At 68.1% G+C, this 25765-nt stretch carries 29 protein-coding genes and 6 pseudogenes; 17 read left to right on the forward strand and 18 right to left on the reverse strand.

The features are described from left to right. Positions 1–205: 205 nt before the first annotated feature. Positions 206–643 carry a hypothetical protein gene (locus tag ACIOMQ_RS40550; RefSeq protein WP_362212989.1) on the forward strand — a complete coding sequence of 146 codons (438 nt, stop codon included), beginning with the start codon at positions 206–208 and terminating at the stop codon, positions 641–643. 422 nt (positions 644–1065) lie between these two features. Here ACIOMQ_RS40550 and ACIOMQ_RS40555 read toward each other — a convergent pair. The 3 genes and pseudogenes from ACIOMQ_RS40555 to ACIOMQ_RS40565 all read right to left on the reverse strand — a co-directional run. Beyond that, positions 1066–1758 (reverse strand): annotated as a pseudogene (locus ACIOMQ_RS40555) (TniB family NTP-binding protein); the annotation flags it as partial. 30 nt (positions 1759–1788) lie between these two features. Further along, positions 1789–2064 carry a hypothetical protein gene (locus ACIOMQ_RS40560; protein ID WP_402192737.1) on the reverse strand — a complete coding sequence of 92 codons (276 nt, stop codon included), beginning with the start codon at positions 2062–2064 and terminating at the stop codon, positions 1789–1791. 201 nt (positions 2065–2265) lie between these two features. Next, entirely contained in the window at positions 2266–3780 is a 1515-nt protein-coding gene (locus ACIOMQ_RS40565; protein ID WP_402192740.1) for a hypothetical protein, read from the reverse strand. 22 nt (positions 3781–3802) lie between these two features. On the opposite strand from ACIOMQ_RS40565, the gene ACIOMQ_RS40570 reads away from it, so the two are divergent. The 5 genes from ACIOMQ_RS40570 (at position 3803) to ACIOMQ_RS40590 (ending at position 7291) form a co-directional block, all read left to right on the forward strand. After that, on the forward strand, positions 3803–4339 hold the full coding sequence (locus ACIOMQ_RS40570; RefSeq protein WP_401271553.1) for a hypothetical protein: 537 nt from the start codon (positions 3803–3805) through the stop codon (positions 4337–4339). Between the two features lie 192 nt (positions 4340–4531). Then, a complete protein-coding gene (locus ACIOMQ_RS40575) occupies positions 4532–4840 on the forward strand; it encodes a hypothetical protein (protein ID WP_362212583.1) in 309 nt (102 codons plus the stop codon). Between the two features lie 164 nt (positions 4841–5004). Next, positions 5005–5340 (forward strand): hypothetical protein, encoded by a 336-nt coding sequence (locus ACIOMQ_RS40580; protein ID WP_362212580.1) that lies wholly within the window; start codon positions 5005–5007, stop codon positions 5338–5340. Between the two features lie 134 nt (positions 5341–5474). Continuing rightward, entirely contained in the window at positions 5475–5909 is a 435-nt protein-coding gene (locus ACIOMQ_RS40585) for an RICIN domain-containing protein (RefSeq protein ID WP_401760290.1), read from the forward strand. 878 nt (positions 5910–6787) lie between these two features. Further along, positions 6788–7291 (forward strand): hypothetical protein, encoded by a 504-nt coding sequence (locus ACIOMQ_RS40590; RefSeq protein ID WP_401760113.1) that lies wholly within the window; start codon positions 6788–6790, stop codon positions 7289–7291. Positions 7292–7420: 129 nt separating this feature from the next. Here the strand turns inward: ACIOMQ_RS40590 and ACIOMQ_RS40595 are convergent, their stop codons facing one another. The 4 genes from ACIOMQ_RS40595 to ACIOMQ_RS40610 all read right to left on the reverse strand — a co-directional run bounded on the left by ACIOMQ_RS40595 (position 7421) and on the right by ACIOMQ_RS40610 (position 9404). Next, positions 7421–7636: a hypothetical protein gene (locus ACIOMQ_RS40595; protein ID WP_362212570.1), complete on the reverse strand. Its 216-nt coding sequence runs from the start codon at positions 7634–7636 to the stop codon at positions 7421–7423. A gap of 72 nt (positions 7637–7708) precedes the next feature. Beyond that, on the reverse strand, positions 7709–8146 hold the full coding sequence (locus tag ACIOMQ_RS40600) for a hypothetical protein (RefSeq protein ID WP_401271545.1): 438 nt from the start codon (positions 8144–8146) through the stop codon (positions 7709–7711). A gap of 60 nt (positions 8147–8206) precedes the next feature. Then, entirely contained in the window at positions 8207–8335 is a 129-nt protein-coding gene (locus ACIOMQ_RS40605) for a hypothetical protein (RefSeq protein WP_362212564.1), read from the reverse strand. After that, on the reverse strand, positions 8289–9404 hold the full coding sequence (locus tag ACIOMQ_RS40610; RefSeq protein WP_402192744.1) for a TnsA-like heteromeric transposase endonuclease subunit: 1116 nt from the start codon (positions 9402–9404) through the stop codon (positions 8289–8291). The genes ACIOMQ_RS40605 and ACIOMQ_RS40610 overlap by 47 nt, the downstream gene beginning before the upstream one ends. A gap of 196 nt (positions 9405–9600) precedes the next feature. Between ACIOMQ_RS40610 and ACIOMQ_RS40615 the strand changes: the two are divergent. After that, positions 9601–9798, forward strand: a pseudogene (locus ACIOMQ_RS40615) (hypothetical protein); the annotation flags it as partial. After that, a pseudogene (gene tpg / locus ACIOMQ_RS40620) lies at positions 9746–10051 on the forward strand (telomere-protecting terminal protein Tpg); the annotation flags it as partial. The pseudogenes ACIOMQ_RS40615 and tpg, both read left to right, overlap by 53 nt. A gap of 371 nt (positions 10052–10422) precedes the next feature. Here the strand turns inward: tpg and ACIOMQ_RS40625 are convergent. Further along, positions 10423–12114 (reverse strand): alpha/beta fold hydrolase, encoded by a 1692-nt coding sequence (locus ACIOMQ_RS40625; protein WP_401944525.1) that lies wholly within the window; start codon positions 12112–12114, stop codon positions 10423–10425. Between the two features lie 141 nt (positions 12115–12255). Here ACIOMQ_RS40625 and ACIOMQ_RS40630 point away from each other — a divergent pair, with 141 nt between their 5' ends. Beyond that, a complete protein-coding gene (locus ACIOMQ_RS40630; protein ID WP_401989223.1) occupies positions 12256–12648 on the forward strand; it encodes a GNAT family N-acetyltransferase in 393 nt (130 codons plus the stop codon). A 173-nt stretch (positions 12649–12821) separates the two neighbouring features. Next, entirely contained in the window at positions 12822–13016 is a 195-nt protein-coding gene (locus ACIOMQ_RS40635) for a DUF1918 domain-containing protein (protein ID WP_401271534.1), read from the forward strand. Between the two features lie 210 nt (positions 13017–13226). On the opposite strand, the gene ACIOMQ_RS40640 is transcribed toward ACIOMQ_RS40635, so the two are convergent. Then, positions 13227–13727 (reverse strand): hypothetical protein, encoded by a 501-nt coding sequence (locus ACIOMQ_RS40640; RefSeq protein ID WP_401271531.1) that lies wholly within the window; start codon positions 13725–13727, stop codon positions 13227–13229. Positions 13728–13842: 115 nt separating this feature from the next. Here ACIOMQ_RS40640 and ACIOMQ_RS40645 point away from each other — a divergent pair, with 115 nt between their 5' ends. Then, positions 13843–14103: a hypothetical protein gene (locus tag ACIOMQ_RS40645; protein ID WP_362212717.1), complete on the forward strand. Its 261-nt coding sequence runs from the start codon at positions 13843–13845 to the stop codon at positions 14101–14103. Positions 14104–14107: 4 nt separating this feature from the next. Further along, on the forward strand, positions 14108–14857 hold the full coding sequence (locus tag ACIOMQ_RS40650; RefSeq protein WP_402192746.1) for an SDR family oxidoreductase: 750 nt from the start codon (positions 14108–14110) through the stop codon (positions 14855–14857). 131 nt (positions 14858–14988) lie between these two features. On the opposite strand, the gene ACIOMQ_RS40655 is transcribed toward ACIOMQ_RS40650, so the two are convergent. Further along, positions 14989–15321 (reverse strand): DUF6233 domain-containing protein, encoded by a 333-nt coding sequence (locus ACIOMQ_RS40655; protein ID WP_402192748.1) that lies wholly within the window; start codon positions 15319–15321, stop codon positions 14989–14991. 295 nt (positions 15322–15616) lie between these two features. Here ACIOMQ_RS40655 and ACIOMQ_RS40660 point away from each other — a divergent pair, with 295 nt between their 5' ends. Continuing rightward, entirely contained in the window at positions 15617–16342 is a 726-nt protein-coding gene (locus tag ACIOMQ_RS40660) for a hypothetical protein (protein WP_401944584.1), read from the forward strand. A gap of 156 nt (positions 16343–16498) precedes the next feature. On the opposite strand, the pseudogene ACIOMQ_RS40665 reads toward ACIOMQ_RS40660, so the two are convergent. Continuing rightward, positions 16499–16570: pseudogene (locus ACIOMQ_RS40665) on the reverse strand (hypothetical protein); the annotation flags it as partial. Between the two features lie 376 nt (positions 16571–16946). On the opposite strand from ACIOMQ_RS40665, the gene ACIOMQ_RS40670 reads away from it, so the two are divergent. Continuing rightward, complete coding sequence (locus tag ACIOMQ_RS40670) at positions 16947–18128, forward strand: PP2C family protein-serine/threonine phosphatase (protein WP_402192769.1); 1182 nt, start codon at positions 16947–16949, stop codon at positions 18126–18128. 29 nt (positions 18129–18157) lie between these two features. On the opposite strand, the gene ACIOMQ_RS40675 is transcribed toward ACIOMQ_RS40670, so the two are convergent. Continuing rightward, positions 18158–18556 (reverse strand): helicase associated domain-containing protein, encoded by a 399-nt coding sequence (locus ACIOMQ_RS40675; protein WP_402192750.1) that lies wholly within the window; start codon positions 18554–18556, stop codon positions 18158–18160. 82 nt (positions 18557–18638) lie between these two features. Here ACIOMQ_RS40675 and ACIOMQ_RS40680 point away from each other — a divergent pair. Next, positions 18639–18881, forward strand: a pseudogene (locus ACIOMQ_RS40680) (transcriptional regulator); the annotation flags it as partial. A 124-nt stretch (positions 18882–19005) separates the two neighbouring features. After that, positions 19006–19937 (forward strand): IS5 family transposase gene (locus ACIOMQ_RS40685; RefSeq protein WP_402192753.1). Its coding sequence is split into 2 segments (ribosomal slippage): positions 19006–19353 and positions 19356–19937, totalling 930 coding nucleotides; the frame shifts between segments, so codons are not numbered across the junction. A 149-nt stretch (positions 19938–20086) separates the two neighbouring features. On the opposite strand, the gene ACIOMQ_RS40690 is transcribed toward ACIOMQ_RS40685, so the two are convergent. The 6 genes from ACIOMQ_RS40690 to ACIOMQ_RS40715 all read right to left on the reverse strand — a co-directional run bounded on the left by ACIOMQ_RS40690 (position 20087) and on the right by ACIOMQ_RS40715 (position 25530). After that, positions 20087–20317, reverse strand: a complete 231-nt coding sequence (locus tag ACIOMQ_RS40690) for a hypothetical protein (protein ID WP_402192756.1) — start codon at positions 20315–20317, stop codon at positions 20087–20089. A gap of 41 nt (positions 20318–20358) precedes the next feature. Next, on the reverse strand, positions 20359–20925 hold the full coding sequence (locus ACIOMQ_RS40695; RefSeq protein WP_362212359.1) for a glycosyltransferase: 567 nt from the start codon (positions 20923–20925) through the stop codon (positions 20359–20361). Between the two features lie 3 nt (positions 20926–20928). Beyond that, positions 20929–21390, reverse strand: a complete 462-nt coding sequence (locus ACIOMQ_RS40700) for a hypothetical protein (RefSeq protein ID WP_402192758.1) — start codon at positions 21388–21390, stop codon at positions 20929–20931. Next, positions 21387–24341, reverse strand: a complete 2955-nt coding sequence (locus tag ACIOMQ_RS40705) for a LamG-like jellyroll fold domain-containing protein (RefSeq protein ID WP_402192761.1) — start codon at positions 24339–24341, stop codon at positions 21387–21389. The genes ACIOMQ_RS40700 and ACIOMQ_RS40705 overlap by 4 nt, the downstream gene beginning before the upstream one ends. A gap of 588 nt (positions 24342–24929) precedes the next feature. Continuing rightward, positions 24930–25073, reverse strand: a complete 144-nt coding sequence (locus tag ACIOMQ_RS40710) for a hypothetical protein (protein ID WP_402192763.1) — start codon at positions 25071–25073, stop codon at positions 24930–24932. Between the two features lie 22 nt (positions 25074–25095). After that, positions 25096–25530, reverse strand: a complete 435-nt coding sequence (locus tag ACIOMQ_RS40715) for a hypothetical protein (RefSeq protein ID WP_402192765.1) — start codon at positions 25528–25530, stop codon at positions 25096–25098. Between the two features lie 15 nt (positions 25531–25545). Here ACIOMQ_RS40715 and ACIOMQ_RS40720 point away from each other — a divergent pair. Then, positions 25546–25743, forward strand: a pseudogene (locus tag ACIOMQ_RS40720) (integrase core domain-containing protein); the annotation flags it as partial. Positions 25744–25765 lie beyond the last annotated feature (22 nt).

The raw sequence follows: 25765 nt of genomic DNA on the forward strand, positions 1-25765 counted from the left end.
AGGCTGGGGACCGGCCATCGGTCACAGGCCGGAGTAGTTGACTCCTCTCCTTGCAACTACCACTGCATGACAGCGACTTCACGTCGCACTGAAAGGCCGAGGCTAGTACTCCGGCTGTAGATCGTGATCTTGATGGCTTACGGCTGGGTTCCCTGGGCTCGTGCGGGGGCTGTCCCGAGGCAGTCTGAGTAGACACCATGCACGGGTGAGCATCATCATCAAGTACTTCATCGCCCCTGACGACACCTCGGCGGCAAGCATCGTAGGTAGCGGGCCGGACGGAGTCTTCGGCTCGTTGAGCTGCGGTAACTTCGATGCCTCCGAGGCGTTGATCGAGTGGGAGAGCCTGCTCACCGGGCAGAGCTTCGAGGCGCTCGTCGCATCCGACGAGCCGCATACGATTGCTGACCCGGGAGAAGAGGGCGGCCCGCTTCTGTTCGTCATCTCGGCTGCCCTTCAAGGGGCGCTGGCCGGTGCTTCGGCGGATCGCCTTGCCGGGGTCGGCGAGCTGTGGATCCAGGAACGGGCCGCCGAGGGCGAGGCGTTCGACCCGGAGATGGTGGGGGAACTCCTGAGCGATCTGGCGGACCTGGCCCGCTCCGCCGAGGTGCGGGGGTACGGCCTGTACTGCTGGATGGCCTAGCATCCCGGCCGTCGCCGCGCGGTCCCGCCATGCGAACCGGGGACGAGATGGTTGCGGCCACCGGTGATCCTCGTGGTTTGTGAAGACAACGAACGATCAAGCGGTGGCCGCAGGTAACAGCGTAGACCCGGCCCGATGGCAGGACGCATTCGAGGGCCTGATGCACCGGATCGCGGGTCGTTTCGCGCTAACGCTGGGGGGTGGTTAGTTGTGGTGGTGGGTGGTGTGTGAGCTGGGGTGTTGATGATCGGGTGAGAACAAGTCGTAGTGTCTTTTGGCCTGGTGATGAGCTGGCTGACCTGGGGTTGTGTCAACTTCGTTGAGAGCGTGAGGGCTTGTCGCATGTAGCTTCTGCGTCTGATGGCACCGACCGTATTTTTGCTGGTCAGGACCATTCTTCCTGGTCATGGCGGTGGCGGGGGTCAGGGCCGTCGTGTACGGGAACGGGGCCGGGTTGGTGTCGGGGTGGGCCGGTGGTGGGTTTCGGCGAGGTGGTCCAGAGGGACCTGGTCGAGACTCTGCTTGGTGATCCGTTCGGTGCGGTCGAGGATGGCGGTGATCGCGGCTTGGCGGACCAGCCGGGTCAGGCTCCCGATCCGGCCCGCGGTCCGCTGGTGGAGATAAGCGGCATGACGGGGGAGGGCCCCGGGCCGATGCTGCTGGAGGTCGAGGGCGTCCTCAAGGCCGGCGATGAGTTCTTTGAACGGCTCGTGTGTCCCGTGCCGGGCGGGCAGCGGCCCGCACTCGATGAGTGAGGCCCGCCCGGCCAGCTGCGCACCACGCACACTGCTGAACAAGGCGGTCGTGGTGACGTCGATGCCCGCATACACGAACGTGGCGTGGATGCGTTCAGTGAGGTCTTTGATCAGGTCGGCGGTCTGGGCGCCGGTGGTGGTGCGGGGGGTGAGGCGGTGGATCTCGTCGATGAGCACGAGGCGGACACCGGCCTGCTGGTAGGTGTGGCAGACCGCGTCGGTGATCTGTGCCTGCGTCATCCAAGCGGTGACGGGGACGCCGAGGTAGTGGGCGAATTCGGTGGCGAGGGTTTTCGCGGTGGCTCCGGGCGGGACGAGGACGTACGCGACCGGTACCGGGGCATGTGCTGAGCCGGGTGGTGTCGGGTTGCGGTGGGTGTGGGCGAGGTGTCAGGTGCGTCCGACGTGGAGGAGCGCGGTGGTTTTCCCGGCCGCTGCCGGGCCGGTGACGATCAGGGAAGGGCGGGCGGTCATGGTCTGGTGGCGGCCGAGGATCATCAGGGTGCGGACGCTGGTGGCGAGGGTGTCGATGACCGGGGTGCGGAGGGTGATGAACGCGGAGTGGTAGGCCAGGCGTTCTTCCGTGCTGCGTGGCGGGGCTCCGGGCTCGGGAGGCGCGGGCGGTGGTGTGGTGGTGAATTGCTGCCAGCCCTGCCAGGTGGTCACCGGCCAGGAAACGCCGCCCGTTTCGGGGACAGTACCCGCAGCCCCCTGTTCGGGCCCGCTGCCCACGTGTTCGTCGCGGGTGCCGACAGGGCGACTGCCCCGGGCCGTGGACGGGCTGTGGTTCACCACTTCAGGGCCTCCGCACGGGTGTCATACAGCCCGTACCCGGTGAAGGAGGCGGTGGGGAAGCCGTCTTCGTCTTCACCGGTGTCCTGGCCGGGGTGTGGTGGCTCGTCGGGGGTGTCGTCGAGGTCGTCCAGGCTGTCGGTGTCCGTCTCGGGGGCTGTTTCGCCGACAGGCCCGTCCGGGTCCTCCGGGCCGCCCGGGGACCGCTGCGCGGGCAGGGAGGTTCGGGTGGGTGCGGTCCGGGTGATCAGGTGCTGTTCGGTGGGGGTGGCATGCCCGGTGCGGGCGCGGCGCATGAGCTGGTCGAGGGCGTCGGCGAGGCCGGCCTCGTACCGGTCGGCGTCCAGGTGGCGGGTGACGGTGGTGCGGATGTACTGCCAGGTGCGGTCGTTGAACGGGTGGTGCGTGCTCGCGGTGGATCCAGGGGATTCCCGTCAGCCCGATTTCGGGCAGGCGGACCCAGATCTGGCGGACGTCGTGGGGATTGGTGTGGACTTCCCATTTCCGGCCGCGGGCCGTCACATCGGAGTCCTGGCCCCGGTAGGGGCCCAGCAGATCAGAGTCGTAGGTGTGGTGATGGATACGGATACCGCGTTCGGTGATGGCCTGCCACCGCACCGGCAGCAATTCCAGGTAGCCACTGCCGCTCAGCGGGACCGGCACGTACCCGGCGACCGCGACCAGAGCGGCCCACATCTGGTTCGGTGTCAGCGCGGCCCGCGGAAGTACGGGGTGGCGCAGTCCTTCGTGGAGCCGGTGGTGCCAGTGCACGAGCCATTCGTCGAGGAGGTCCTGCAGCTGGGCGACGGTGTAGCACGCCTCGCGTTCGATGTCTCTGCCGCGGCGGGTGACGTCGGAGCCCGTGTAGCCAGGCAGATGCTGGCAGAACAGGGAGTTGATCGACCCGAAGGTGCGCTCCACGATGCTCTTGGCGGTCGGCGTGAACGGCGGCGCCACCTGCACGCTGATCCCGAGCGTCTCACACGCCGCGGTGAACGCCCTGGACACGAACACTTTCCCGCGGTCCACGACGATCGTCTCCGGCATCACGACCGGCCGGGCGGCCGCGCCCTTGAGGCGCTCGTCCAGCGACAGCAGCCGGCCGCCCGGGAGCACAGCGCTATGAGTGAAGTGCAGGGCTTCGGGCCAGGAAGGCCGGGCCGGGTGCGGGACGGCCATCTCCGCGAGCAGCAGCGCCGCGTCCACGGCCTGCGTCCCGCCCGGACACAGCACCGTCGCCAGGATCGCCCGTGTGGCCACATCGATCGCGATCGTGAGCTCGGGCCGCCCCAGCGTCCCGTCGTCGAACAGCGCGAGGACATCCAAGCGAGTGGTGTCGATCTGGACCTGTTCCCCGGGCCGTAACGCCACGGTCGGGGTCATGGCGCGCCGTCCTTCCGTGATCGGTGGATTACGGACCGGCCGCCCCGGGTGGTCGGCGGGATGGGCGAGTTGGCGGACGAGCCGGTAGAACGTGGCCTGGGGCGGCATTGGCACCGCACCCCCGTGCCGTTCCTCAAGAAGCTGTTCGACCAGCGGCATCAGCCCGCTGACCGTGCCCTTGGAACGCCCCCGCCGGCTGCGCAGCACCTCTTTGACCGCGGCGGCCCGTATGGCCGCAGCGCTGGAGGCCGCTGAGATCGAGTTGGACCGGCGGGTGATCGCGCGCGAAGAGCTCGTCGACGCCCTGGCCGCGTCTGCTGAAGAGATCACCGCCGTGGCGGAGGCCGAAGGCGAGGAAATGCCTGCTCCTGTGCCGGTGGCCGCGTTGGTGCCGGGAGCGATCGTGCCGCCCTGGCGGGAGGGACTTCCGGTGTCGGTGCTCTCGCTTGACAACCAGCGGATCCTGAACGTGCTTCAGGACCGGCCGGGCCACGAGCCAGTGCGGGCCAAGGACATTGCGGCGGCACTGGGCATCGACATTGCGGTCGCGGCGAAGGTCGAAGGGGTGCGGTCGAAGGCCATGCGCCTGGCCGAGCGCGGGGGGTTGCTCCAGGAGGCGTCGGGGGGCGTTCAGTGCCGGCCGTCGGCTCGTGGCCGGGCCAGTCGGCGGCTCATCCGCGTGATCATGGAGAACAGAGTGGTGGGGGTTCATGCCAGCCGGTGCTTACGACCTCGGGAAGATCAGGGTCGAGTTCAACCCCGGTGACAGGCGTGCGTGACGGGCATGCGCGTGACCGGCGTGCGTGGTGAAAGCGGCATCCGGCGGTCACGGCAGCCGCTTCTCCACAACCGGAACCGATTGATCGGTTTCAGTCAAATGTGACACGTGTATGTACAGGCGTTCACATCTTCGACATGCTGGCGCACGCCCTCTTCACGTCATCGACAGGAGCACGTCATGCGTCGTCGCATCGCAGTCCTCGGCACCGGAGCCGCCCTCTTTGTGGCCGCCGGAGTGATGACCGCCCCCTCCGCCTCGGCAACCTCCTTCTGTTTCACGTCCCAGGGCAGCAACTGGGGCTCCGTCAGCTGCCAGACCACCCTCCCCAAGAACAGCTGGCAACTCGTCCTGGTCTGCAACAGCAACAGCGTTAACGGCGCCCAGGTGACCGTCAACGGCCGCTGGTACACGGGCGACGGCTCCGACACCCTCTACTGCCCCACCGGCTACAGCGCCGCTTACACCAAGGTCAACAACAACAACTGACACCGGGCGCGGGGCTGGAGGCCCACCGCCCAAAGAAGCGGGCGGTAGCCCGTAGGGGTGTCATACCCGGGTATTCAGGGGCTGGTTGGCCCCCTGGCATGACCGCCGCGGTCCGTCCCCGCCCGTAGCGTCTCCTGCGTAACAGCTCGTGAGCAGGAGACATCATGGGCAATCCGGGACGGGCCGTGGCGGCGGTGGTACCGGCGGCGACGACGGCGCTCGGCATGGCGGTAGATCGCGCTCTCGCACACCGTGACACCAAGCGGCGGCGACACGTCCTCTCCCTGATCGCGGTCGGTGTCGTGGTCGTCTCCCTCGCTGTCTACGCCGGCACCCAGCTGCCTGGCGACCGGAACGACCACAAGGGCACTGCGGACGGCAAGCCGGACCAGACGTCCATCCACAAGCCTCCAACGGACGGCTCTGCCTCACCGGGCCGTTCCCCCACACCTCCGTCACAGCAACAACACCCCACCAAGCCACAGGCGGCAGCTCCATAGCAGGCAGCGGCTCCACAGGTGGCAACGGCTCCACGGGGGGCGGCAGCTCGTCGAACGGCGGCGGGAGCGGCACGGACCCCACCAAAGGCGCGGCCGGCGGCTCGTCCAAAGGCGGCTCGTCCGGAGACAGCAACATGGTGCCCTCATCGCCCGCGACGCTCTCCCCGGGATCCGTCTCGCGCCTCAAGAACGCAGCCACCCACCAGTGCCTATCCGCCGACGATTCCGTCTACCCCAGTTTCGGGACCTGCAGTTCCAGCGATACCTACACGTGGATGTTCCGCCGCTCGGACGGCGACACCTTCGAGCTGGTCAACCGCGCGAGCGGACACTGCCTGGCAGCGCCCTACAGCAACGACTCCGCTGCCGTGACCACCCGCTGCGGTGACGAGTACAGCGGAGGCTATGTCCACTGGCGCATGGAAACCACCACCGCGGCAGGCCAGATCCTGAAGAACACTGAAACCAACCGTTGCCTGGAGATCGACTCCACCCCCTATAACGGCGTCAAGGCGCTGGTGACCACCTGTAACAGCGACGAACCCCAGCAACTGTGGACCCGAGGCTGAGAAGACCCCGGCCCGCCGGCGCCGCAGGCCCGTACCGGGCGGGACGGCAGCGGCTCCGCTGCGATGTGCCGGTTTGGTGTCAGTGGTGAATGTCAGTGACGGCATGTCAGGTCGGGATTGTTTCGCTGGTCGGGCGTTGAGTGTGAATTCCTGCCGCATCGCGGTGGGCAAGGGCACTCATCGACCTGCTGAGTTCGTGGATAGCCTGAGAATTTTGGCTGTTGTGCTTCGGTGCCTCTCACCTGGGGTTACTACCCCGAGTCTCACTTGGGGCAGGTGATGGATCGTGCTGACCTGCGAATCTCGTTAGTAGTCGAGAATCGAGTCACTGTCGAGAGAATCCCAAGCGAACGGCTCTCAGGACGGGTGCCCAAGTCCACGCCCGTGCGGGATGCAGCGGCCAGCTGATAGTGCTCAGAGAACTTCCGCGCCGCATGCCGAACCCTGGAGATCAACTTTCAACCCTGCCACCCACGCTCACCTGCGGAGAAGCCCCACATCGAGCGGACACTCGAATCGGTGGCCACGCTGTTCTGCCAGTTCCTCCCCGGCTACCTGGGCCGCACGGCCGAGCATCGCGGACGGAACGTTGAGGACGAGCCCTTGTGGTCGATGCTGGAGATCCAGGAACTTCTGGACGAGTGGCTCATCGCCAAGTGGCAGAACAGGCAGCATGACGGGCTCCGGGACCCCGGCAGTCCGGCCGCACCTTCACGCCGAACCAGAAGTACGCCAGCCTTCTCGAGAGTGCCGGCTACGTCCCCCTGGCCCTGACCGGGGACGACTACGTCGAACTGCTGCCCGCGACCTGGCGGGCGGTCAACTCCTACGGCATCAAGATCAGCCACCGCATCTACGACTGCGCGGATCTGGGCCCGTTGCGTCGCCAGCCCTCCGGAGTCGCCCGCAAGAAGAACCTGTGGGAGATCCACCTCGACCCTTACGACGCCAGCTGGATCTGGGTCCGTAACCACTGGGAGGGCGGCTGGATCCCCGTCCCCTGGAAGCACCTCGGCACCGTCCCGCAGCCCTTCGGCGATCTGGCCTGGGACCACGCCGCGGCCGACCTGCGTCAGCAGGCCGAGAGTGACCCGACCGAGGAACAGATCACCCAGGCGGTCGCAGAGCTTCTGATCCGGGCCAACCAGGGCCCTGGCAGCGGCGGGAAGCGGCCGTCCCGGCGCGACCGGAGAGTCGCCGCCTGGACCAGGGCCGCCGCCGAAGGCACCGGGCCGCGGCTGCCGGAGCCCGAACCGGTGCCACCCAGGGCAGGCGACCCGCAGCCTCACGACGACGAGGAAGCGGACGGCACGCAGGACGAGCCGGTCGCGAAGGTCATCCCCGCTCGGCGTCTTCGACCCGTCGCGTACGTTGAGGCGTAGGAGCCTCCCGAGCACCCACGCAGCGCCCCGGACCACCAGGTGGTCCGGGGCGCTGCTGTATCCCGCTGCACGGTGCAGCGCTCGCGCGGACGCCCCGCGGCGCGTGGCTGCGGGGCGCCTTGTGGGGTGTTAGTCGACCGGCTCCCCGTCGTGCGTACCGCCCTTGCAGGGGTTGCCCGGCTCATTGATCGCGGGCGTTCCGCCGCCCTGCTTGCACTCAGAAGGGGTGACGTAGGATGGGGCACCCTGTGAGGTGGCGGCGGTGGCGGTGGCGGCGCCTGTGAGGCCGAGTCCGGCGAGGGCTGCCGTGGCGATGAGGGCGGCGAGGATTCGTCGAATGTGCATTTGGTTCCCCTTTCACGGATTGCCTCGGTTGGGGCACTAGCCAGCTTGACCTTCGCCCATGTGGATGGCACATCATGTTGCGCCATTCAGGTGGCATGGCTGTCGGGAGCAGGGCCGCCGACCCGGCCCGCCCAAGGCCTTCGCGGCTGACTGGGAAGGCGGGACGGACGGCGGAGCGATGGCAGCTCTGGGGTGGGGACGGTCCGAGCGGCCGCGCCGGCGGCGCAGCGCCTCGCGGACCGCGGCGACGACCCGTTCGTCGGCCCGCCCGGTGGGGCTGGAGGCGCGAGTGGTGCGGTGGTCGAGAAGCCGCCACAGGCCCTGCTTGCAGTAGGCCAGGCGTATGCGCTGCACCGTGGTGCGCGAGACACGGCCGAAGCCGAGCGCGATCAGCTCCTCTGCCTTGGCCTGCTCCCGCTCGGCCAGCGTGTGCTGCTTGGGGTCGTACTGCTCCCGTACAGCTCCTTCGCTGCCGGGCCCGTCGGCAAGGCCGCATTCGACTTCTCTCACGTGCCGCTGCCAGGCCAGTGCCTTCTCGCGCGCCGTGGCGGGGGCGGTCTCGAACAGCCCTCACTGCGGGGCCGCCTGGGGCACGTCGGCCCCGATGGCAGTGAAGCCGGGGTCGGCGAACAGATACCCGGCGAGCACGGCCTCACCACCGCCGTCCGGGCCGACGAGGTGGATGGTCTGCCCGGACAAGGCGACCACCTGCCACTTCACCCCGCGGAAGCGGACATGGGCCCCGACCTTCACCACAGGCCGGGCATCGCGCCGCGCAGTCACCCGACTCCTCCTGTCTTGCCCGGACCGCTCCAGTCCCGGGGCCGAGCAGGACGCGTTCGTGCAGCGGCGTATTCAGGTCTGTTGTCAGCTGTCCGTGCCACAGGGAGTGGAAGACGGTGGAGAGGACTTCGATCGGGTCACCGGTCGCTTCGGCGCCTTCGATCAGCGGCCGCGGCCGCGCGAACGCCTCGAGGACTGCCGACGTCAGGCCGGGGCGGCCGGCGTTGCGGGGGTGGCGGTAGCCGGCCAGCCATCTCAGGTTGGCCGCCAGGATGTCGTCGAGCGGGGGGAGGCGCCGGTAGGTCCAGCCGATGTGCGCGCACGCCTCCTCCATCGCCCGTGCCGTGTTCTGGGCGCGTTCGCCGCCGGCGTCGGTGTGGCTGGGGCAGTCGGCGAGCAGGGCGGTGCCGTCGGTATGCCGGGCGAAGAGCTGTGGGACCCAGGAGCGGACCTGCCCGCGTTGGGTGCGCCACAGCAGCCGCACTGGTCGTCCGGCCAGTCCCATCACACGCGGAGTACTGAACCGTGGATCGGGCAATGCCATGACCCTGCGTAACAAGGTCATCCGCCCCGCGCCGAAGCCCAGCTGGGCCGACAGCCGAGCGCCGGCCCGCCCGGCCAGCGCGAGCCCCACCCTCTCCAGGGCGTGGTTGAGCCTCTTGGTGAACCGTGCGTGCGGGGCGGCCTGCCCGGAGAACGGCTCAGCAAACGTCCGGCGCTGGCAGTCCGCCGCCCCGCAGATGAAGCGCCGGACCGTCAGCCGGATCACGAAGCCCTGTTCAGCGAGCGGAAGATCCTTCAGCCTGCGCTGATATCGGTCGTGGACTCGGTCCGAGAAGCGGCCGCAGTCCGGGCACAGACCGCCGGCGGCCCGGCCTTTCGCCACCACCTCAACCGTGCCGAACGCGGCCGTAACCGCCTCGACATCCACATCGCCGATCCCGTCGAACACCAGCGATTCCCAGAACGGAGCATAGGGCTGCATAACCAGCACCATCACCGTCCACAACCGACCGCAGCGGCGGACGACAGATATCTGATGGAGCGTCAACTTCGAGCGTTGGGCAACAAGGCGTACGCGGTCTCACGCGCACCCGTCTCCTCGCAATCGAGCATCGGGGTAACGCTCCGCGACGGCTCCCCAAGATCTGTGCCAGAACCCCCTAGACATCGACGAGGCCACGCCGGGGGAGAGCCCGCTGGACTTCCTGCCGTACGCGGCGTCCGGTAAGCCGCAGCCCGGTGGGTTCCGCCTTGGGCCCACGCCCGGCCTGGCGAAGTTGGAGGGCGTTCAGTCGATGCTGTGGGCGGTCGACCTGCTGGAGAAGGGAGCGCCGGCGGAAGCAGGCCGCCGCCACCGGGATCACGGTGGAGACGCGGGCCCGGTTCGGCTACACCGCGCCGGTCGGCACGACCGACGACGGCCGCTTCCGCCGCCTCACCGTCCACCTCCCCGCGACGTACGCGCAACGCCTGTTCGACGCCCGCGACGCCGGGGCCAGCGACCGGGAGATGCGTGGAATCATCGCCGAAGGGTTTAAGGAGGTCTATTTCCAGGACAGTGGTGGCCGCGCCATGGGACTGTCGGAGGTCGAAATCAACGACATCGACTACCTGGATCTCGACTACTGAATTCGGAGCCCTTTTATGGCGAGCATCAATTACTGAGCCGAAGCACGGTAGTTGTCACATAGGCAGGCCTTTGTCACCGGCGAGGCCGTGGGGCAGGGAAGGTTGATCGTCCTTGTCCTGTCGCAGTGAAGCTGTCCGATTCTCACTACTTCTCGTTCGAGTTGTCGGATTCTCATTGCGTTGCGCGCCGAGCGGGGATTTTTGCCCCGTACGTGGGGTTTGATCTCATCTTTCATGTCTGGTCCTCGCTGTCCTGTCACGGTCGTTTTCGGCAGGTACGCGGAGCCGGGGGTGGGGTAGGAGTGCCTGGTCCGGTCCGCTCTTCGACGGACCGGACCAGAGTCAACTGTGGGGCTTGCGGGGTGCTGCCGTCAGGGCAGGGGGGCGAGGGGGATGTCGAGGTAGGCCTCGGTGCTCTTCGGGGATGAGAGCTCGATGGTGGACGGGGTGGTGTTGGCGTCGGAGAAGAACGGGTCGTGGGAGTCGATGATCAGCTGGAGCTGACGGCCCTTGCCCAGTACGTAGTGAGCGGGCTGGAGGGGGAAGGTCACCGTGGTGGCCTGACCGGCAGGTCGGCCGGTGAGGGTGTACGGGGCGTGGGTGATGATGCGGGCGTTGCCGGTCGCCGGGTTGAAGTCCATCAGGTAGGCGACGATCGTGGCGTCCCCCGCCGCCTGCGGCTTGACGGTGACCCGCAGCTCCAGCTCGCCCTGGACGCGCATCGGCTGCTCCAGGGGCGCCGTGGTCCAGGCCGCGGCGAGGTCGCGGTCGACGGCGGTGGTCTTGTAGGTATGGGGCAGGCCTACGCGCTCGGCCAAGCCCGTCTTGACGAGCTGTGGGGCGACAACGGCCTCGGTGCTCTCGCCCGTTGCGTTGAGGGAACGGGTCCAGCCTGGCTGCGGCTGCCCTTCGGCCATCGTTGCGTCGGCCTTGCTGGAGGCCGCGGCGCCGAGGTGGAACCGCTTGCGGGGCAGGACGTAGTCCTCCCAGCTGTCGTGGGACAGTTCGGACAGGAGGTTGTGCATGTACTCCGAGCGGACCCCGAATTGCGGCTGCGTCCCGTTGCCGGCCGTGCCGCCGAGGTAGTGGTCCAGCCAGCGGTAAGCCGTCTCGGTCGGCTTGGCGATCAGCCCCAGGAGGCCTGGCAGTTCGCCGTTGCCGTGGTCGCCGATCTGGACGAGCAGCGACTTGGGGCTCTGGAGGTCCTTGAAGAAGTTGACGACGGCGGGCACCGAGAAGATCGTCTCGTGCCAGTACGTGGTCATCAGGACCGGCAGGTTGTTGTCGTTGTACTCCTTCAGGTACTGCTTCGGCGAGCGGACCCGGGCGAACTCCTTCACCTCGTCGTCGATGATGTTGTTGCGGATCTTCTCGATGACCACGCGGAACTCCTTGGAGCACCGGTCCTCGCCGAACAGGGCGACGAGCGCCTCGAAGGCCGCGGTGTGCCGGGTGTCGTTCTCGTACAGGGAGGCGAACAGGTCTCCCCAGGCGCTGGCGCCCGCCACGGCCTTGACCCGGCTGTCCTTCGCGGCCAGCAGCAGGCTCGTCCCGGCGCCGTAGGACGCACCGAAGCAACCGATCCGGTCCGCGTCGATGCCCTCCAGTCCGGTCAGCCAGTCGAGGATCTCGACGCCGTCGGCCACGTCCTGCGGCCCGGCGACGTGGATCTCGCCGCCGGAGCCGGCCAGACCCCGCTGGCTGTAGGCCAGAACGGCGTAGCCACCGAGCGCCAGGCGCGGGAACATGCCGAGATAGGCCGTGCGGCCGATCGTGACCAGCGGGGCAGGCATGACGACCACGGGACAGGTCTGGCCTGGCGCGAGGTTGCGCGGAATGCTCAGCGCCGCGTCGATCTGGGTCCCGTCCGCCATGATGATCGGGGTCTCACGGTACTCGGCGATCTCGGCGTACGTCTCGTAGGTGTCGGCCAGGCCCCACTGGTCGAGCCGGCCGATGCGGCGCGGCGACGGGTCCAGCATCGCTTCGCGGATCGCGTCCAGCGTTGCAACGCTTTCGGGGTCGAGCGCGAACGGAGCCGCCGAGTAGCCATCAACAGGCATGGGAGTGCCCGCCTTCCAGATTCCGGGAATGTGACGATCTGTCAAAGGCATGCTCTCGCTGATCGCGGTTCACCTCTGGTGGTGAACCTCCCCCGTCCCTCGAAAGAATGACCCGACACCGTTCAAACCCCTCAGATATGCATGGGATCGTGTTCCCCTCCTGCGGGCGGCAGGGGACGTACACGGCCAGGACCACAACGGTCCCGAGCAGCCGCATCACCATCTGCCCACGCACCCGGCCGGAACAGACCGCGCACCCTGTACGTCCTCGGCATCGACGTGGACGGCGACCTGATCGGCATCATCCGACTACGCGCCACAGACGGAACCGGCCATCTCGCCTACATCCTGCGCGAAGACACCTGGGGCAACGGTCACGCCACCGCCGCAGTCCGCCTGCTCCCCGTCGGCGACACCGTCATGCGGATCACCGCCGAGCACCGCACCAGCAACCCCGCATCAGGTCGAGTGCTCATGAAGGCCGGGTTCTGGCGTCGGGGACGAGCAGGGGCGCCGGACCGCATTGCCACGTGACTTTGACCGACTCACCGGAGGTCCCTCGCGCGGTGAAGCCCAGCCGCCGAGGGCGCCAGCTGTGCCCTGTTCGGGTGAACGTTGTTATGTGTGGACTTGGTTCTCTGATCTGATGCGGGCGTGGTCGGCCCGATCAGCGTGGCCGGCCGGGGACTCCAAGGAGGAGCAGCGACATGCGGGCGAGCGTGGGGGACCACATTCACATGTACAGCCGGAGTGTCGGCCAGACCGACCGTCGTGGCGAGATCGTCGAGGTACGTGGTTCCGACGGTGAACCGCCCTACGTGGTGAAATTCGAGGACGGGCACTCGGGCCTGGTTCACCCCGGCCCGGACTGTGTCATCGAGCGTCGGGCTGCCGACGAGTGACGTCCGCCCGCCAGGGCGCGGCCCGGGGCGGGCCCGCCCCGGTGCGGCCTTCGTTGGAGCAAAGCCCTGTGGCCTGCCTTTGCCGCTTGCCCGGGCCGGTGCAGCGACGGCACTGGGGCGTCGTTGATTTTCGCGGAGGCGGTGTTGGCCTGACCGGGCCGGCCGGGACCGCCACCCGCCACAGTTGACCAGACAGGTCAAGATCACCTGTCAGAGGACACGGCGGGTCAGGTCCTCCAGCACCGCGTGCCAGACCTCGCCCTGGAGGCGCCGGAGGACCGCCTCTTCCATGGCGCGGGGCGGCAGCGCGGCGAACATGTCCGCGAGCGGCCCACCCAGATCTTCCTGGGCGCCCCACCACAGCTGCTCGGCCACCGCCACGTTCCGGGTGATCCAGAATTCTGGAACGGTGTGCCGCCCCGCCGGCTCCGGCGCCGGAGCCGAGTCCGGCCGGGCCGCGCCCGACAGGCCGGTGGCCCCCCGGGCGTCCTGCGACCTCACGAAGAGTGTGCGGGTCTTCGCGGTGGCGGCGAGGGCGGGTGCCAGCAGCTCCTCGGTCTCCGGCCCGATCCGGGCGAGCGCGGCGACCAGGGCGTCCACGGTGGCCAGCGTGTCCGACGCCGCCGACGGTGACCACCCGTCCGCGATCGCGGCCTCCCACACCTCGCACGCCACATCCGACAGCACCTTGACCCGCTCCGGCAGCTTCATGCCCGGCTCAACGACCCTGGCCCGGCCCGCGTACCGCCTGGGGCGCCGGCCGACGCCTATGCCCGTGCTTCCGTGCGCTCTGGCCGGGCCCGCCGCTCCGCAGGACGATGGGGACATGGGCGAGCACAACCAGGACCAGGACGACGTCGCCGAACCAGCGCGGCCGCCGCTCACCGCGGCGCGGGCCCGGGAGGTGACAGCCGGGCTACGCAAGGCGATGGACGACGTCCGGCGCTCCGTGGCGGTGCAGCCAAGTTGGTCAGGCGCCGTTGTGCTATGCGATGCCTGCTCGGACGACCCCCGATGTTCCTGCTGTGATGTCTACTGGGTATCACAGCAGGATTGGACGGATCTCGAGTTGATGGCGCACCTTTGATGTCATGCGGATCTCAGGAGCAGTCGCTCTCGTCACGGGTGCCAATCGTGGTCTCGGTGCCAGTTTCACCCAGGCCTTGCTCGCTCGCGGCGCGGCAACCGTGTACGCGGCCGCGCGGGACGCGAGCATGGTTTCGGTCACCGATCCTCGGGTCAAGCCGATCGATCTCGACATCACCGACCGAGCTGCGGTCGCGGCAGTCGCGCAACGGTGTGGCGATGTCGACCTGCTGGTCAACAACGCAGGCGCGATGCTGCTGGGTCCGCTGATCACCGCACCGGACACCGCAGCCGCCCGTACCGAGATGGAAGTCAACTACTTCGGCACCCTCGAGATGTGCCGGGCTTTCGCACCGGTGCTGGCCCGCAACGGCGGCGGCGCACTGGTCAACATGCTGTCGGTGGTCAGTTGGTACACGGTGCCGTTCAACGCCTCCTACTGCGCGTCGAAGTCCGCCGAATGGGCGCTGACCAACGCGGCCCGGGTGGAACTACACGGTCAGGGCACGCACGTGGTCGGCGTGCACGCTGGGTTCATCGACACGGACATGGCCGCTGACGTGTCCGAAGCGAAGATCGCCCCCGAGGACGTCGTCGCGCAGGCGCTCGACGCCGTCGAGAACAACGTGACAGAGGTGATCACGGACGAGTGGACTCGACACGTGAAGTCCACGCTGCCGGTGGACCAGGAAGAGCTTTACCCGGACCTGCGCCGCGCCTGGGCAGCCGGAGCGTCCCCGTGGGGGCGGGACTGATCAGGAGAGCGCGTCCGCGGAGCTTCTTGCCCTGGAGCATGTCCCAAGGCCGCGCAGTTGGCTGATCAACGGAGGCGGTGAGACGGGTTTCTTCGCAGGTGGGGGCCTGATGCACGCTGTCGGCCGTGAGGTCACGGTGCGCCGAGCACGGTTTCCGGTCGGCACGCCTCACAAGCCGGCACCCCGTCGGCGAGGGCGGACAGTGGCTGTTCCAGCGTGGCTGCCCGCAGCGGCCTCCCCGCGGCCCAGCAGTCACCGCGGTGTACTTCGGCGGTCGGAGACCCGAGACCGACGTCGCTGATACCCCAGTCCGGGGTACGCGGGCGCCGCTCCTCAGCTTGGCGTCCCCCCTGCTCACGCGGCTCCTCGCCACGCAACGCCTGCTGCCCCTGCCGCTCCCGGGCCTCGATGTCCTGGATCCGGGCGCGGGTCTTGCGCAGCTGCCAGTCCAGCCAGGCCTCCAAGGCCCGCAGCTTGTCCAGGCGGGATATTGATCCAGGGTCGACCACGACTACGCTGCCTGACCCGCGGACTCCTCGTGGGCGTGCATCAGCGCCATCCGGCCCTTCACAAGGTCAGGGCCACTCAGCGACTCCCAGATCGGGTGCGTCGAGACCTCAACGCTTAGAATCCGCGCGGATAGGCTGGGTTTGGGGCCTCGGTCGGGGCGTGGTGCGGCTGGTGGCCGCTACTGGCTGTGATTCCTGCTGGGGTGTGGAGACGGTTCCGGCTTGTTGGGTGATCTGCGATCATGTCGAGATGTCGATCACCGTCTCCGTGCCGTGCCCGACGTGTTCGGGGTGCGCCCGACCCGCCTGGTCGGAGAGTCCTGCGCCGCGCTGGGCCGCGCTGGCTGGCACAGCGCGTGTGGAGTGGGCGGACGGCACTCCTTGCAGCCTGCCGCTGGACTCGCGTGAGCTGTTCCCCAGAGCGGAGTCGCTGCCGCTGCCCGGCGAGGAGCGGGTGGTCAGGGTGCACGGGCCCTTCCTCGCCGATGGCCGAGTCCCGTTCTGGGCGCTGTTCGAGCCTGCTCTCGCCGCGCTGAACGGGCTGGACGAATATCCGGAGTTGATGCGGAACTGTGCGCTGATCGCTTGCACGCCCCTTGCCGTGCTCGCCCGGGGAAGCGGGTACGCCTGGTTGCGAGTCCGAGTGGAGGAGCTCACGAAGCTGCTCGAGGCTGCAGACAGAATCCCGCCCTCGACTGCCGGCTCATTGGAGGACTTGCTTCCTCCGGATGGGGCCCGGATGACGTCCAGCCAGGACGCTTCGGGCGGCCTGCGCTACTACGAATGGTCGATTCAGAGCAACATCGGGCGCTGGGCGGTGTGTACCGACGACGAGCACGGCATGGCGGTCCTGCTCTACGGGGAGTGGGCTTTCGATCAGGACGACGTCGCTCTTGGCCATCGCCCGCTCTCCCCGTCCGAGACCGCCCTGCTGCGGGCCGCGTGGCCCGACCCACGCCCCGGCCGCAACGGATGATCCACTGCCCGAGGGCCAAGAGCGGCAGCCACAGCCGGGCGGCGGCACGCCATGTGGACAAACGGGCCGTCGGCGGCACAGAAACGGCGCCGCACCCAGCGTGCACCCGAGGCCGCGCCGGGCGAACGCGGCGGCGGTGTCGGGCGGGTCGGCGAGAACGCCCATGACCAAGACGGGCGTTGCGCCTTGCACCGCGTCGAGCAGGGATGCCCGGCCGCCGTGCGTCACGAACAGGCCGGCGTGGCGCAGGAGCGCGGGTTGCGGGACGTGCTCGACGACCTTGATGCGGGGGCCGGTGCTCCGCGAGGTTGCCCGCGGACACGATCGCGCGACGAGGAAGGCCTTGTCGAGATTGGGCGGGCGGGCGAGCTTGCCGGACGCCTTGTCGGTGAAGATCTGTTCGTACCCTGCGGCTTTTAGGGCGTCTTGTTGCGCTTCGGGGTGTTGATCGCGCCTGGACGAGGCCGGGGCGGTCTTTACTGTGACTGGTCACAGATTGACGCTCCCCGTGGCGGTTCCCAAGCTGATATGAGGGGCGCTGGTAGGGAGCGTGGTCGTGGGTGCTGAGCACAACGAACTTGCCCGGTTGCTGGCAGCTGCGGAGATGGCGGCGCCGGTGGAGGCCGTCGATGTGGTCGCGGAGGACCTGCGGCGGCGTTTCAAAGCTACGAAGGTCTCTTTCCTCATCGTGGACCTGACGGGGAAGGCGGTGGCGCGGCTGCCCGTCGCCGGCACTCTGGGGCGGGAAGCGGAGCGGTTCCCCCTGCTCGGCAGCGTCTACGAGCAGGTGATCCGTACCCAGCGGCTGTATCAGAAGGCGACCGGTCAGGAACAGCGGGTGATCGCGCCGGTCACCAACCGCGGGGATGCCATCGGGCTGCTGGAATTGCTCCTGCCGGCCGACCCCAGCGAGGACTTCCTCAATGCGATCAGGGAAGCCGCCCACATCCTGGCCTACATCGTGATCGCCAACGGGCGGTTCACCGATCTCTACGCCTGGGGCAAACGCCCCAGGCCTTCCACCTTGGCTGCAGAAATCCAGTACCAGCTGCTGCCCATGTCACTGTCGTGCGAGGCAGCACAGTTCACACTGTGCGGGAGCCTGGAGCCCTCCGAAGACCTCAGCGGCGACACCTTCGACTACGCCCTGGACCGCGACACCCTGCACCTGTCGGTGACCGACTCCATGGGCCACAACATCGACGCCGCCCTGGCCGCCACAGTCTTGGTGAGCGCCCTGCGCAGCGCCCGCCGCGCAGGAGCCGACCTGGCCGAGCAAGCCCACCGGGCCGACCAGGCCCTGGCCGACCACGCCCACGGCCACGCCACCGGGCAACTACTGCGCATCAACCTCCACACCGGCCAGGCTCAGCTCGTCAACGCCGGCCACCCCTGGCCGCTGCGCATGCGCGAGGGGGCTCCGGAGGTGATCACCTGCGAGGTAGACCATCCCTTCGGCCTGTCCCTGCCCGCCCCCCACCCCTACCGCGTTCAGGACATTGATCTGCGCCCCGGCGACCGTCTGCTCATGTTGACCGACGGCATGCTCGAACGTCATGGGGAGAATGTCGACCTGCTCGCCCTGGTGGAGCGCACCCGGGACCTGCATCCGCGGGAGACCGCACTGACGCTGACGTCCGCGGTCTTGGACGCCGCTGGCGGCCGGCTCGAAGACGATGCCACCGTGATGTGCCTGGACTGGCACGGCCCACAGGAGACCCAGCGGCAAGATGCCAGCTCCGGCGCGGACACTCAGCAAGCCTCAGCAGGCCGCACGAAGTCATAGCCGTGACCAGGGCGCTCTCCTGGACGGTTTCAGGCGGCCGGCGAGTACCTCTCGCTCCGGACGACGACGTCGCCCGCAGCCTCCGGGAGCGTTCCGTCGGCCTGGACGTGGTCCTGGACGAGGCGGTAGCACCGCTGCCACTTGGTGTCCCAGGCAGGGCACCATCCCGGATCGATCGCGTCCAGCTCGTCCCGCCGTGCCTGGGTCATCGACCCGGCCGCCGACCGCACAGGACGGCCGGCCGCCCGGAGCTCCTCGTTCTCCCGCGCCCTACGTGCCGCCGCCCTCGCGTTCTTCGCCCACACTTCGATCGGATGCCCTTCCCGCACCGCGGCGGTCGGCGGGAGGAAGTGCTCGTGGGCGGCGGCGTACTGCTTGGCGACGGCGATCCCGTCCGCCCAGGCCGCGTCCTGCTCGGACCACACCATCCCGAGCTTTTCCAGTTCGGCGACCCGCCCGGCTTCCAGCGTTCCGGCCGTGTAGGCGCGGCGCTGGTCGGCGGTCCACTGCCTGAACGCTGCTGGCGGGACGCGGGTGGAGATCCATCCGTTGAACCAGTCGCAGGTGCCGCGGCCGCTTCAGCAGATGGTGGAGTACCGCACGATGAACGTCCGCCGCTGGGACCGCATCGTCGAGGCCTGGGCATCCGGCGACCACCAGGGCCTGGACGACGCCTGGGAGGACGTCATCGTCAACCTGGGGTCGCAGTGGGGGCAGTACGAGTACGTCACCAACGTCGGCTTCGCCGCATAGAGCAGCCCTGCACGGCGTTCTGAGCGCCTCGCCGGATATCTGATCCGAATTCCCGACTCAGGGCACTAGGGACTGTTTCTCGGATCTCCTGACAGGGGTGGGGTGTTGAGGTCAGGGTGGTGGGATGGGTCGTGGGGATCTGACGAATGCGGAGTGGGATCGACTGGAGTCATTCCTGCCTCGTGGTGGTGGGCGCGGGGGTCGGTGGAGTGACCACCGTCGGATGATCAACGGAGTGCTCTACCGAGTGCGGACGGGTGTCCAGTGGCGGGACCTGCCGGAGCGGTTCGGGCCGTGGGAGACCGTCTACAAACGGCATCGTCGCTGGTCAGCTGATGGAACCTGGAAGATGCTGCTGTCTCGCATCCAGGCCTCCGAGGATGCCGCGGGCCGGATCGACTGGGATGTGTCCGTGGACTCGACCGCCGTGCGAGCCCATCAGCACGCTGCCGGCGCGCGGAAGGCGCCGGCGGCCGAGGGTCCTCAAAAGGGGAAGGTTCGGGGGACGAACCAGGTCGATCCGGTGCTGCGGAAACTGGCCGTCCGGTTGGAGGAGGTGGTCAGATCGGCGAATGCCTGGGACGCTCCCGAGGCGGCTTCACCACCAAAATCCACCTCGCCGCCGAGGGACGATGCCGCCCTCTCGTCTTCGTCCTGACACCCGGCCACTACGGCGACGGCCCCCAGCTCGAGGCCGTGCTGGAGCAGATCTCCGTGCCCCGCAGCGGAGTCGGGCGGCCCCGCACCCGACCAGATCACGTCCTGGCAGACAAGGCCTACACGTCCCGAAGAAACCGTCGCCACCTGCGACGACGCGGCATCCGGCACACCATCCCCGAACGCCTCGACCAGCAGAAACACCGGCAGAACCGGGGCTCCCGAGGCGGCCGGCCCACCGGCTTCGACAGCGAGCGCTACAAGAAGCGCAACACCGTCGAACGGGCCATCAATCGGCTGAAGGGCTTCCGAGCAGTCGCCACCCGCTACGAGAAACGCGCCTACATCTACCTCGGCACCGTCACCCTCGCGGCCCTCGCGATCTGGCTCCGAACATGATCCAAGAAACAGACCCTAGCCGTTCACCGACGGAACCGAAGAACTCCACAGGTAACTGGTCGTAGGCGTGGGCGACTTCCTCGAAGAGCACGTGCTCACCGGTCGGCCGGTCAGTCATCCTGGGACGCCCTTTCGTCGGGTTGGGCGTGTCACGTGTTCTGCCCGACGCGAGCGGTCTCGCTGTCCATCACTGTGAACAATTCGTTGTGCAGATCGCGTAGCAGCCGCTGCTCTCCCGGGTCGCTCTGGTTCAGCAGGCCCAGCTGATCGGCCCGTTGCAGGAGCGTGTCAGCGTCGGTGAGTCCATAGTGCTCCAGCAGGGCGGCCACCGGCTTGGGGTGGCGTGCGATGTCGAGCGGGCGCGGGCCCTCCTGGCGCACCGGCGCGGGCCTGTGCCGGTGTTGTTAGGCCATGCCCTCGATCAACCCGGCAGGGTTCTCATTGTGTGCTCGTAGCGGGCCCATTCGGGCACCTCGTAGGCAAGCGGACCGGGCCTGGCCAGCACGCGGCGGCAGGCGGCCGCGCAGTCGTCGACATCCACGCGGGCGAACTCGTACGGGTTGGCGACCGGGTCCACCGGCTCCGTCAGGAACTCCACTGCGGCCAGTGCTCCGTTGGTGTCATCGACGTAGTACGGGAAGCCGTCCCAGCGCGGCACCACGACGGGCACCCTGCACGCCAGCGCCTCTAGCGGCGACTTCCCGTACGTTTCGAAGACGCTGGTCGCGCAAGACACGAAGAGGTCGGCGGAGCTATAGAGGTACGCGGTCTGCTTCTTGTCCAGGCGGTGGAAGAGGACGATGTTCTCCATCCGTCCCGCCAGCCGGTTGTAGTAGTGCGGGTCGATGTGCGTCGCCGACAGAACGAGCAGAATGCGTGGGTCTTCCTTGTGCAGGGTGCGTGCGACGGTGAGCAGGGGTTCAAGGCCCTTGTCGTTCATGAAGCGGCCCGTGTACAGCAGGATGGTGCGGTCGAGTGGCAGCCCCAGGTGTTACCGGGACGCATCACGTGGCAGCGGGCGGTACACGTCTGAGATGCCGAAGGTGCACAGGGCCCGCGCCGGGATGCCAGTGAGGTGCTCATACGCGCGCTGTGCGTGGCGCGAGCCGCACAGGACCAGGTCACCGGGGTGGGCGTGAGCAGCGACGAGCAGGAAATAGCACAGGATGTGCAGGGGGTAGGGGTTGTTGTGCGGGATCATCAGGGCGGGGCACGAGTAGCCGTCGCGGCGCATGAAGTACAGCAAGGGGAGCGACTCCGCGTACTCCGCGACCACCACGTCGATCGTCGAGAGGTCGCACGACTCCTTGAGGGAGCGATAGATCTCCTCGAAGTGCTCGTAGGTGTGCTCGTGAGCCGGCAGCAGCCGGATGCGGAAGACGAACGTCGAACCCGCGGGACAGAAGTGCTGGATGTCCTCGGTCGAGTCGGTGAGCGCCAGGACTGTGGTCATGACGGGCGAGTCATCGTCTGCGTGGTCGTGACCTCCTCGCCGATCTCCGGGTCTCCGGTGGTGAACTGGGTGAGCGCGGCCCCGTTGAGTATCAGGTTCCGGCCGTAGCCGCTGGTGTCCTTCACCGTGGTGCCGGCGGCGTTGGCTATGTCGGTGGCGTCCCACTTGGCGACGAGCGCCGGGACCGGGTCGCCGGCGGTGCCATCGCTGATGTCCTCGTCCTCCAGCCAGGCGTCGTGCGCAATCTCGGTGTCCGTGACAGCACGGGACCAGACGTGGACCTCGTCCAGGCTTCCGTTCAGGTTCTCGACGTAGCTGGTGCCGGAGTGGAATCGTCCGAACTGCATCGGGCCGCTGGCATTCCAGGCGGTCGTGCTGGTCACCGGCTGGCCCTGCGGGACTCCGTTGACGAACAGCTGGATGGTCTGGTCCGCCGCGTTGTAGACACCTGCCAGGTGTGTCCAGGTGTTCGCTACCGGCTGCGCGGTGGAGTACGAACGGACGGCGGCAGCACCCACGGCATCACTGGCGTACTTGCTGAATGCCCACTTCCCGGCCGACGCGGAGTAGTGCAGGGCGTAGCCGGACAGGTTGGTGCCCTGCTGCGAGAGGACCGTCTGGCTGCGAGAGATGTCGGCCGGACGTACCCATGCGGAGACCGCAAAGGACTTGCTGGTGTCGAGCACGGCACTGCTGGTGGCGGCGTAGTCGCTGGTTCCGTTGAGCTTCAGCGCCCCTGCACCGGATCGTGCCAGCGCGGTGTAGGCGGACGAGCCGCCCAGCGTCAGCGGGTGCTGTCTCGCAGAAGTGCTGTCAGCACCGCTGTTGTCCAGGTGCCAGACCCCCGAGGGCTTCTCGGCACCCTTTACCAAGAAGCTGTAGTAGCCGGTCTGCGAGCTGTGAGCTGCCGCGTCGTAGCCCCAGACCTGGATGGTGTTCTCACCGGCCTGGTTCGGCGTGATCGTCTGGGTGGTGGCCGCGCCCTTGGCGACGGTGATCGGAGCGGAGACCGCGCCGCTGTTCAGCTTCCACTTGTAGCTGACGACGTCCGACTGGATACCGGCCATGGTGGGATTGGTGTCCGCAGGGGTAAAGGTGAACTTGCCCGATGTGCCCACCCCGCCCGCGGCCGGATCGGTCTCGGCCGACTTGTAGACGCCGTCCGCGCTGGTCACCACCGGAGGCGGTGGCGAATCAGTGTCTACCCGCAAGTAGCACCAGGACGACCAGGCCGAGTCCAGCACACCGGTGGCGCCTCGGTCCGTCTTGTAGTACGCCTGTGTCTTGACCCGCATCCTGTAGTCCGTCTGTGCCGCAGCGCGCTGGAGGTCGCGTCGCGGGGGGGCGTTGTCGGCCACCCAGGCGGCGTCCGGGGAGGCCGCGTACCAGGCGCGGCTGAAGCCGTCCGCCTTCCACACCTCGAACAAGGCGCGCAGCTGAGAGCTCGAGCCGTCGGCCGACTGCACCGTGGCCAGCATCTTCGGCGTGGTGTCACTGGTGGCGAATGGCAGCGTGGAGGCGTTGCAGGCACGTCCGGTGGTGCCCTGCTGGACGCCGTACGAGGTCGGCTTGTCGGGGTAGGAGACGAAGGTCACCGACAGCTTGGCGTCGTTGCGGAACCGCGCCCAGGAGGCCGCGTCGGACTCGTCGTGTGCGGTCAGCGAGAAGGTGATCTGCGACGTCTTGTTCGTGGCGTAGGAGGCGAGGGTCGTCGTCAGGTTCTCGTTCGTCTCCTCGTCCACGTTGTCGCTGAAGCGTACCCAGTTCGCCGGCTGTGCCGGCTTGCACAGGCTGCCCCGGCCGTAGGCCACGTTCCGGTCGCCCATGAGGTCTACCCCGGTGGGGCGGGACGACCAGGTAGTGCTGGAGGAGATGCCCTTGTCCACGCGGCTCAGGTCGTACCAGTGCGGATCGCAGTTGAACGTCCACAGTTGGTACACCTCCATCGTGGCGTCCAGGATCTTCTTGCCGTGGATCGAGGAGAGCGGGTACTCGAAGTAAAGGCGCTGGGTGTAGGGGCTGTTGGAGCACAGGTATAGGCCGGAGTTGGAGCAGCGCCCCACGCCCTTATCCCCGTCGAACTCCCAGAATTTGTCACCGTCCGAGGAAAGCGCCGTCCAGTCGCCCAGTGCGATGCCCTTGGTCGGCGGGTCGATGTAGACAGGAAAGACAGTGTCCTTACCGTGGAGCAGGGCCTGATCAGCCGTGATCTCCAGGGAATCTTCGTTGATTTTGAGTGGGAGTTCGGCCGTCGCGTCACCGCTGCTGGGGCCCTCCGAGGGGGCGGGTTCACCCTCGGCGTCGGTCAGCAGGGCCGTATGCGTTAGTTCCGGTTCGCCCTCCGGCTCTGCTGAAACGGTGCGGTCGAGTTGCGTGGTGATGCCCGCTGCCGGGGTGTCACCGGCCGAGTCCCACATCCGCCCTGCCGGGCTCTCGAAGACCGGGGAACCGTCGCCGTCGCGCGCGACGAAACCGCCATCGGCCGTCGGGGCGATGTCCAGGCCATTGCCGGAGACGGTCATCCTGATCGTCGCGAGCGCCGGATTCTTTGCAGCCTCCGCGGCCTTGACCACGAGCACCGAGGTGTAGCCGGAGCTCAGCGCAGTCAGTTGCAGGTCAACGTCCGGGAGGACGTCGGCGTAGGTGGCGGTGTCGCCGTCGAGCCGGGGCTCGGGCAGTGCGGTGGGCCAGCCGAGCTGCAGCTTGTGACCCTCGTCCTCCAGCGTCACCAGCGTGTCTCCGCTGCCGCGGCCCGAGAAGGTGACACCGGCAGTCGTGTTCTTCGCCTGCACCAAGCCGTCGGCCTCACGCACGAGTGCGGTGTCGATGGAGGCCCAGGCTCCGTCGCTCTTGCGGGCACGGACCGGAGCGGCGTTCATTTCCTGCGTGAAGGTGCCGTCCGGGTTGGCGAAGACCTGGGTCGATTCGGTAGTCGCCCCGTCCACGGCCACTCGTTCACCGGTCTCCCCCGCGAGAACACTAGCCTTCGACTCAGGAGTCCCGTCGACCGCTGTCGAGGCCGCTCCGTCATGGGCGGTTGCCGGAGTCGCTCCGACCCCGACCACTGGAATCGCACTCCCTAGAAGCGCGACGGCTATGGTCCAACTTCGCACCGCCTGACGCCAGCTGTGCCCCGGCCCCTGCGTAAACACGCCGCACCCATCCCCTTAGTTTTTCTTTAAAAGAATCTGTGTGGATCACGTGTTGATCAGGCGCGATGGTCAATTGTGTCGTGCATCACATTGACTTACTGCGCCCGGCAGGGACCGCGACGAACTGGACGAGACGTCCACGGGCTTGGTGCAGGCTGGGAAGGCGGGGCCGCGGTCTCCGGGTGGAATTCGGTGCAGAATCGGGCCGTGCGGCGGGAGTGACTCCTGCGCGGCCAGGGACGCGCTGCGCTAGCTCCGTACGACGTTTCTTCCCTGCGGCCGGCCTGGAAGACCGCGTACTCCGCCGACGCCATCGGCCCTCCAGCTCCCCGCCGGTCACCTGCCACATCAGCGGCCCCCCGCCGGGGCGGACCCGGACTGTGACCGTCACCGGGACGACGTTCTTCTTGTCCTCGACCGTGACCACCGCATCGCCCGCCTGGCTGCGGCCTGGGCGCGGACCGCGTCCAGGATCTGCCCGGCCGCGCCGTCCTGCAGCCGCGAGGGGTAGGCGGTGAACTCCAGCTCCACCCGCACATCCCCGAGCCCGCCCTCACTCTCGACGAGCTCGCACAGCTCGGCGAACCCCTTCGGGCTGACGGCCGTCACCTCCACCCCGGCCACCGGCCCCGCGCTGCACCTTCTTCAGTTCGGCTGTGGCCTTGGCCAGCCGCTTGGTGCGCGCTTGGCGCTGGCCGGCGGCGTTACCGGTGGAATGCACCAGGATCCGGCGCACCTGTAGCACCGGATCGCGCTTGCGGGGACCGGGGATGCGCTGGATGTCCTGAAGGACGCGGTAGTGCCCGCGCTGCTCGGGCGGCAGGTGCTCCTCCCGCTCGGCGGTGTAGTCCACCGGCGCGGCCTTTGCCGTCCTGGCCGCCCTGGTGCTCGCGACCCAGACCAGGCGGACGGCGAGCACAAGCCCGATCGTGGCGTCCCTTCCGGCCGGAGGCGAGCAGAGCGCAGAGGTGAAGTCATGACGACGCACGCCAACGCTCCTTTGGTGGAGCGCTATCAGCGCATTCTGGCCGAGGAACTCCTCTACGCTCGCCAGTTCACCAGCGAGGAGGCCAGGACCGCCGCGATCATGGTCTGGAACATCCACTACAACTACCACCGCCCACACTCCGGAGCAGAAGGACAACCACCAGCCTCACGACTCTGGGACGGCGTCACCAACGTTCAGCCCTCATACGAATAGCTCCCGGAAGCTCCGTATACCT

It is taken from the genome of Streptomyces sp. NPDC087845 (assembly GCF_044742755.1).
GTDB lineage: Bacteria > Actinomycetota > Actinomycetes > Streptomycetales > Streptomycetaceae > Streptomyces.

Bases quoted from the DNA above. Each gene is read 5' to 3' on its own strand.
- ACIOMQ_RS40570 (WP_401271553.1), top strand. From the start codon at position 3,803: ATGGCCGCAGCGCTGGAGGCCGCTGAGATCGAGTTGGACCGGCGGGTG.
- ACIOMQ_RS40575 (WP_362212583.1), top strand. From the start codon at position 4,532: ATGCGTCGTCGCATCGCAGTCCTCGGCACCGGAGCCGCCCTCTTTGTG.
- ACIOMQ_RS40580 (WP_362212580.1), top strand. From the start codon at position 5,005: ATGGGCAATCCGGGACGGGCCGTGGCGGCGGTGGTACCGGCGGCGACG.
- ACIOMQ_RS40585 (WP_401760290.1), top strand. From the start codon at position 5,475: ATGGTGCCCTCATCGCCCGCGACGCTCTCCCCGGGATCCGTCTCGCGC.
- ACIOMQ_RS40595 (WP_362212570.1), bottom strand. From the start codon at position 7,636: ATGCACATTCGACGAATCCTCGCCGCCCTCATCGCCACGGCAGCCCTC.
- ACIOMQ_RS40610 (WP_402192744.1), bottom strand. From the start codon at position 9,404: ATGCAGCCCTATGCTCCGTTCTGGGAATCGCTGGTGTTCGACGGGATC.
- ACIOMQ_RS40625 (WP_401944525.1), bottom strand. From the start codon at position 12,114: ATGCCTGTTGATGGCTACTCGGCGGCTCCGTTCGCGCTCGACCCCGAA.
- ACIOMQ_RS40630 (WP_401989223.1), top strand. From the start codon at position 12,256: ATGGGATCGTGTTCCCCTCCTGCGGGCGGCAGGGGACGTACACGGCCA.
- ACIOMQ_RS40635 (WP_401271534.1), top strand. From the start codon at position 12,822: ATGCGGGCGAGCGTGGGGGACCACATTCACATGTACAGCCGGAGTGTC.
- ACIOMQ_RS40640 (WP_401271531.1), bottom strand. From the start codon at position 13,727: ATGAAGCTGCCGGAGCGGGTCAAGGTGCTGTCGGATGTGGCGTGCGAG.
- ACIOMQ_RS40645 (WP_362212717.1), top strand. From the start codon at position 13,843: ATGGGCGAGCACAACCAGGACCAGGACGACGTCGCCGAACCAGCGCGG.
- ACIOMQ_RS40650 (WP_402192746.1), top strand. From the start codon at position 14,108: ATGCGGATCTCAGGAGCAGTCGCTCTCGTCACGGGTGCCAATCGTGGT.
- ACIOMQ_RS40660 (WP_401944584.1), top strand. From the start codon at position 15,617: ATGTCGATCACCGTCTCCGTGCCGTGCCCGACGTGTTCGGGGTGCGCC.
- ACIOMQ_RS40670 (WP_402192769.1), top strand. From the start codon at position 16,947: ATGGCGGCGCCGGTGGAGGCCGTCGATGTGGTCGCGGAGGACCTGCGG.
- ACIOMQ_RS40675 (WP_402192750.1), bottom strand. From the start codon at position 18,556: ATGGTGTGGTCCGAGCAGGACGCGGCCTGGGCGGACGGGATCGCCGTC.
- ACIOMQ_RS40700 (WP_402192758.1), bottom strand. From the start codon at position 21,390: ATGACCACAGTCCTGGCGCTCACCGACTCGACCGAGGACATCCAGCAC.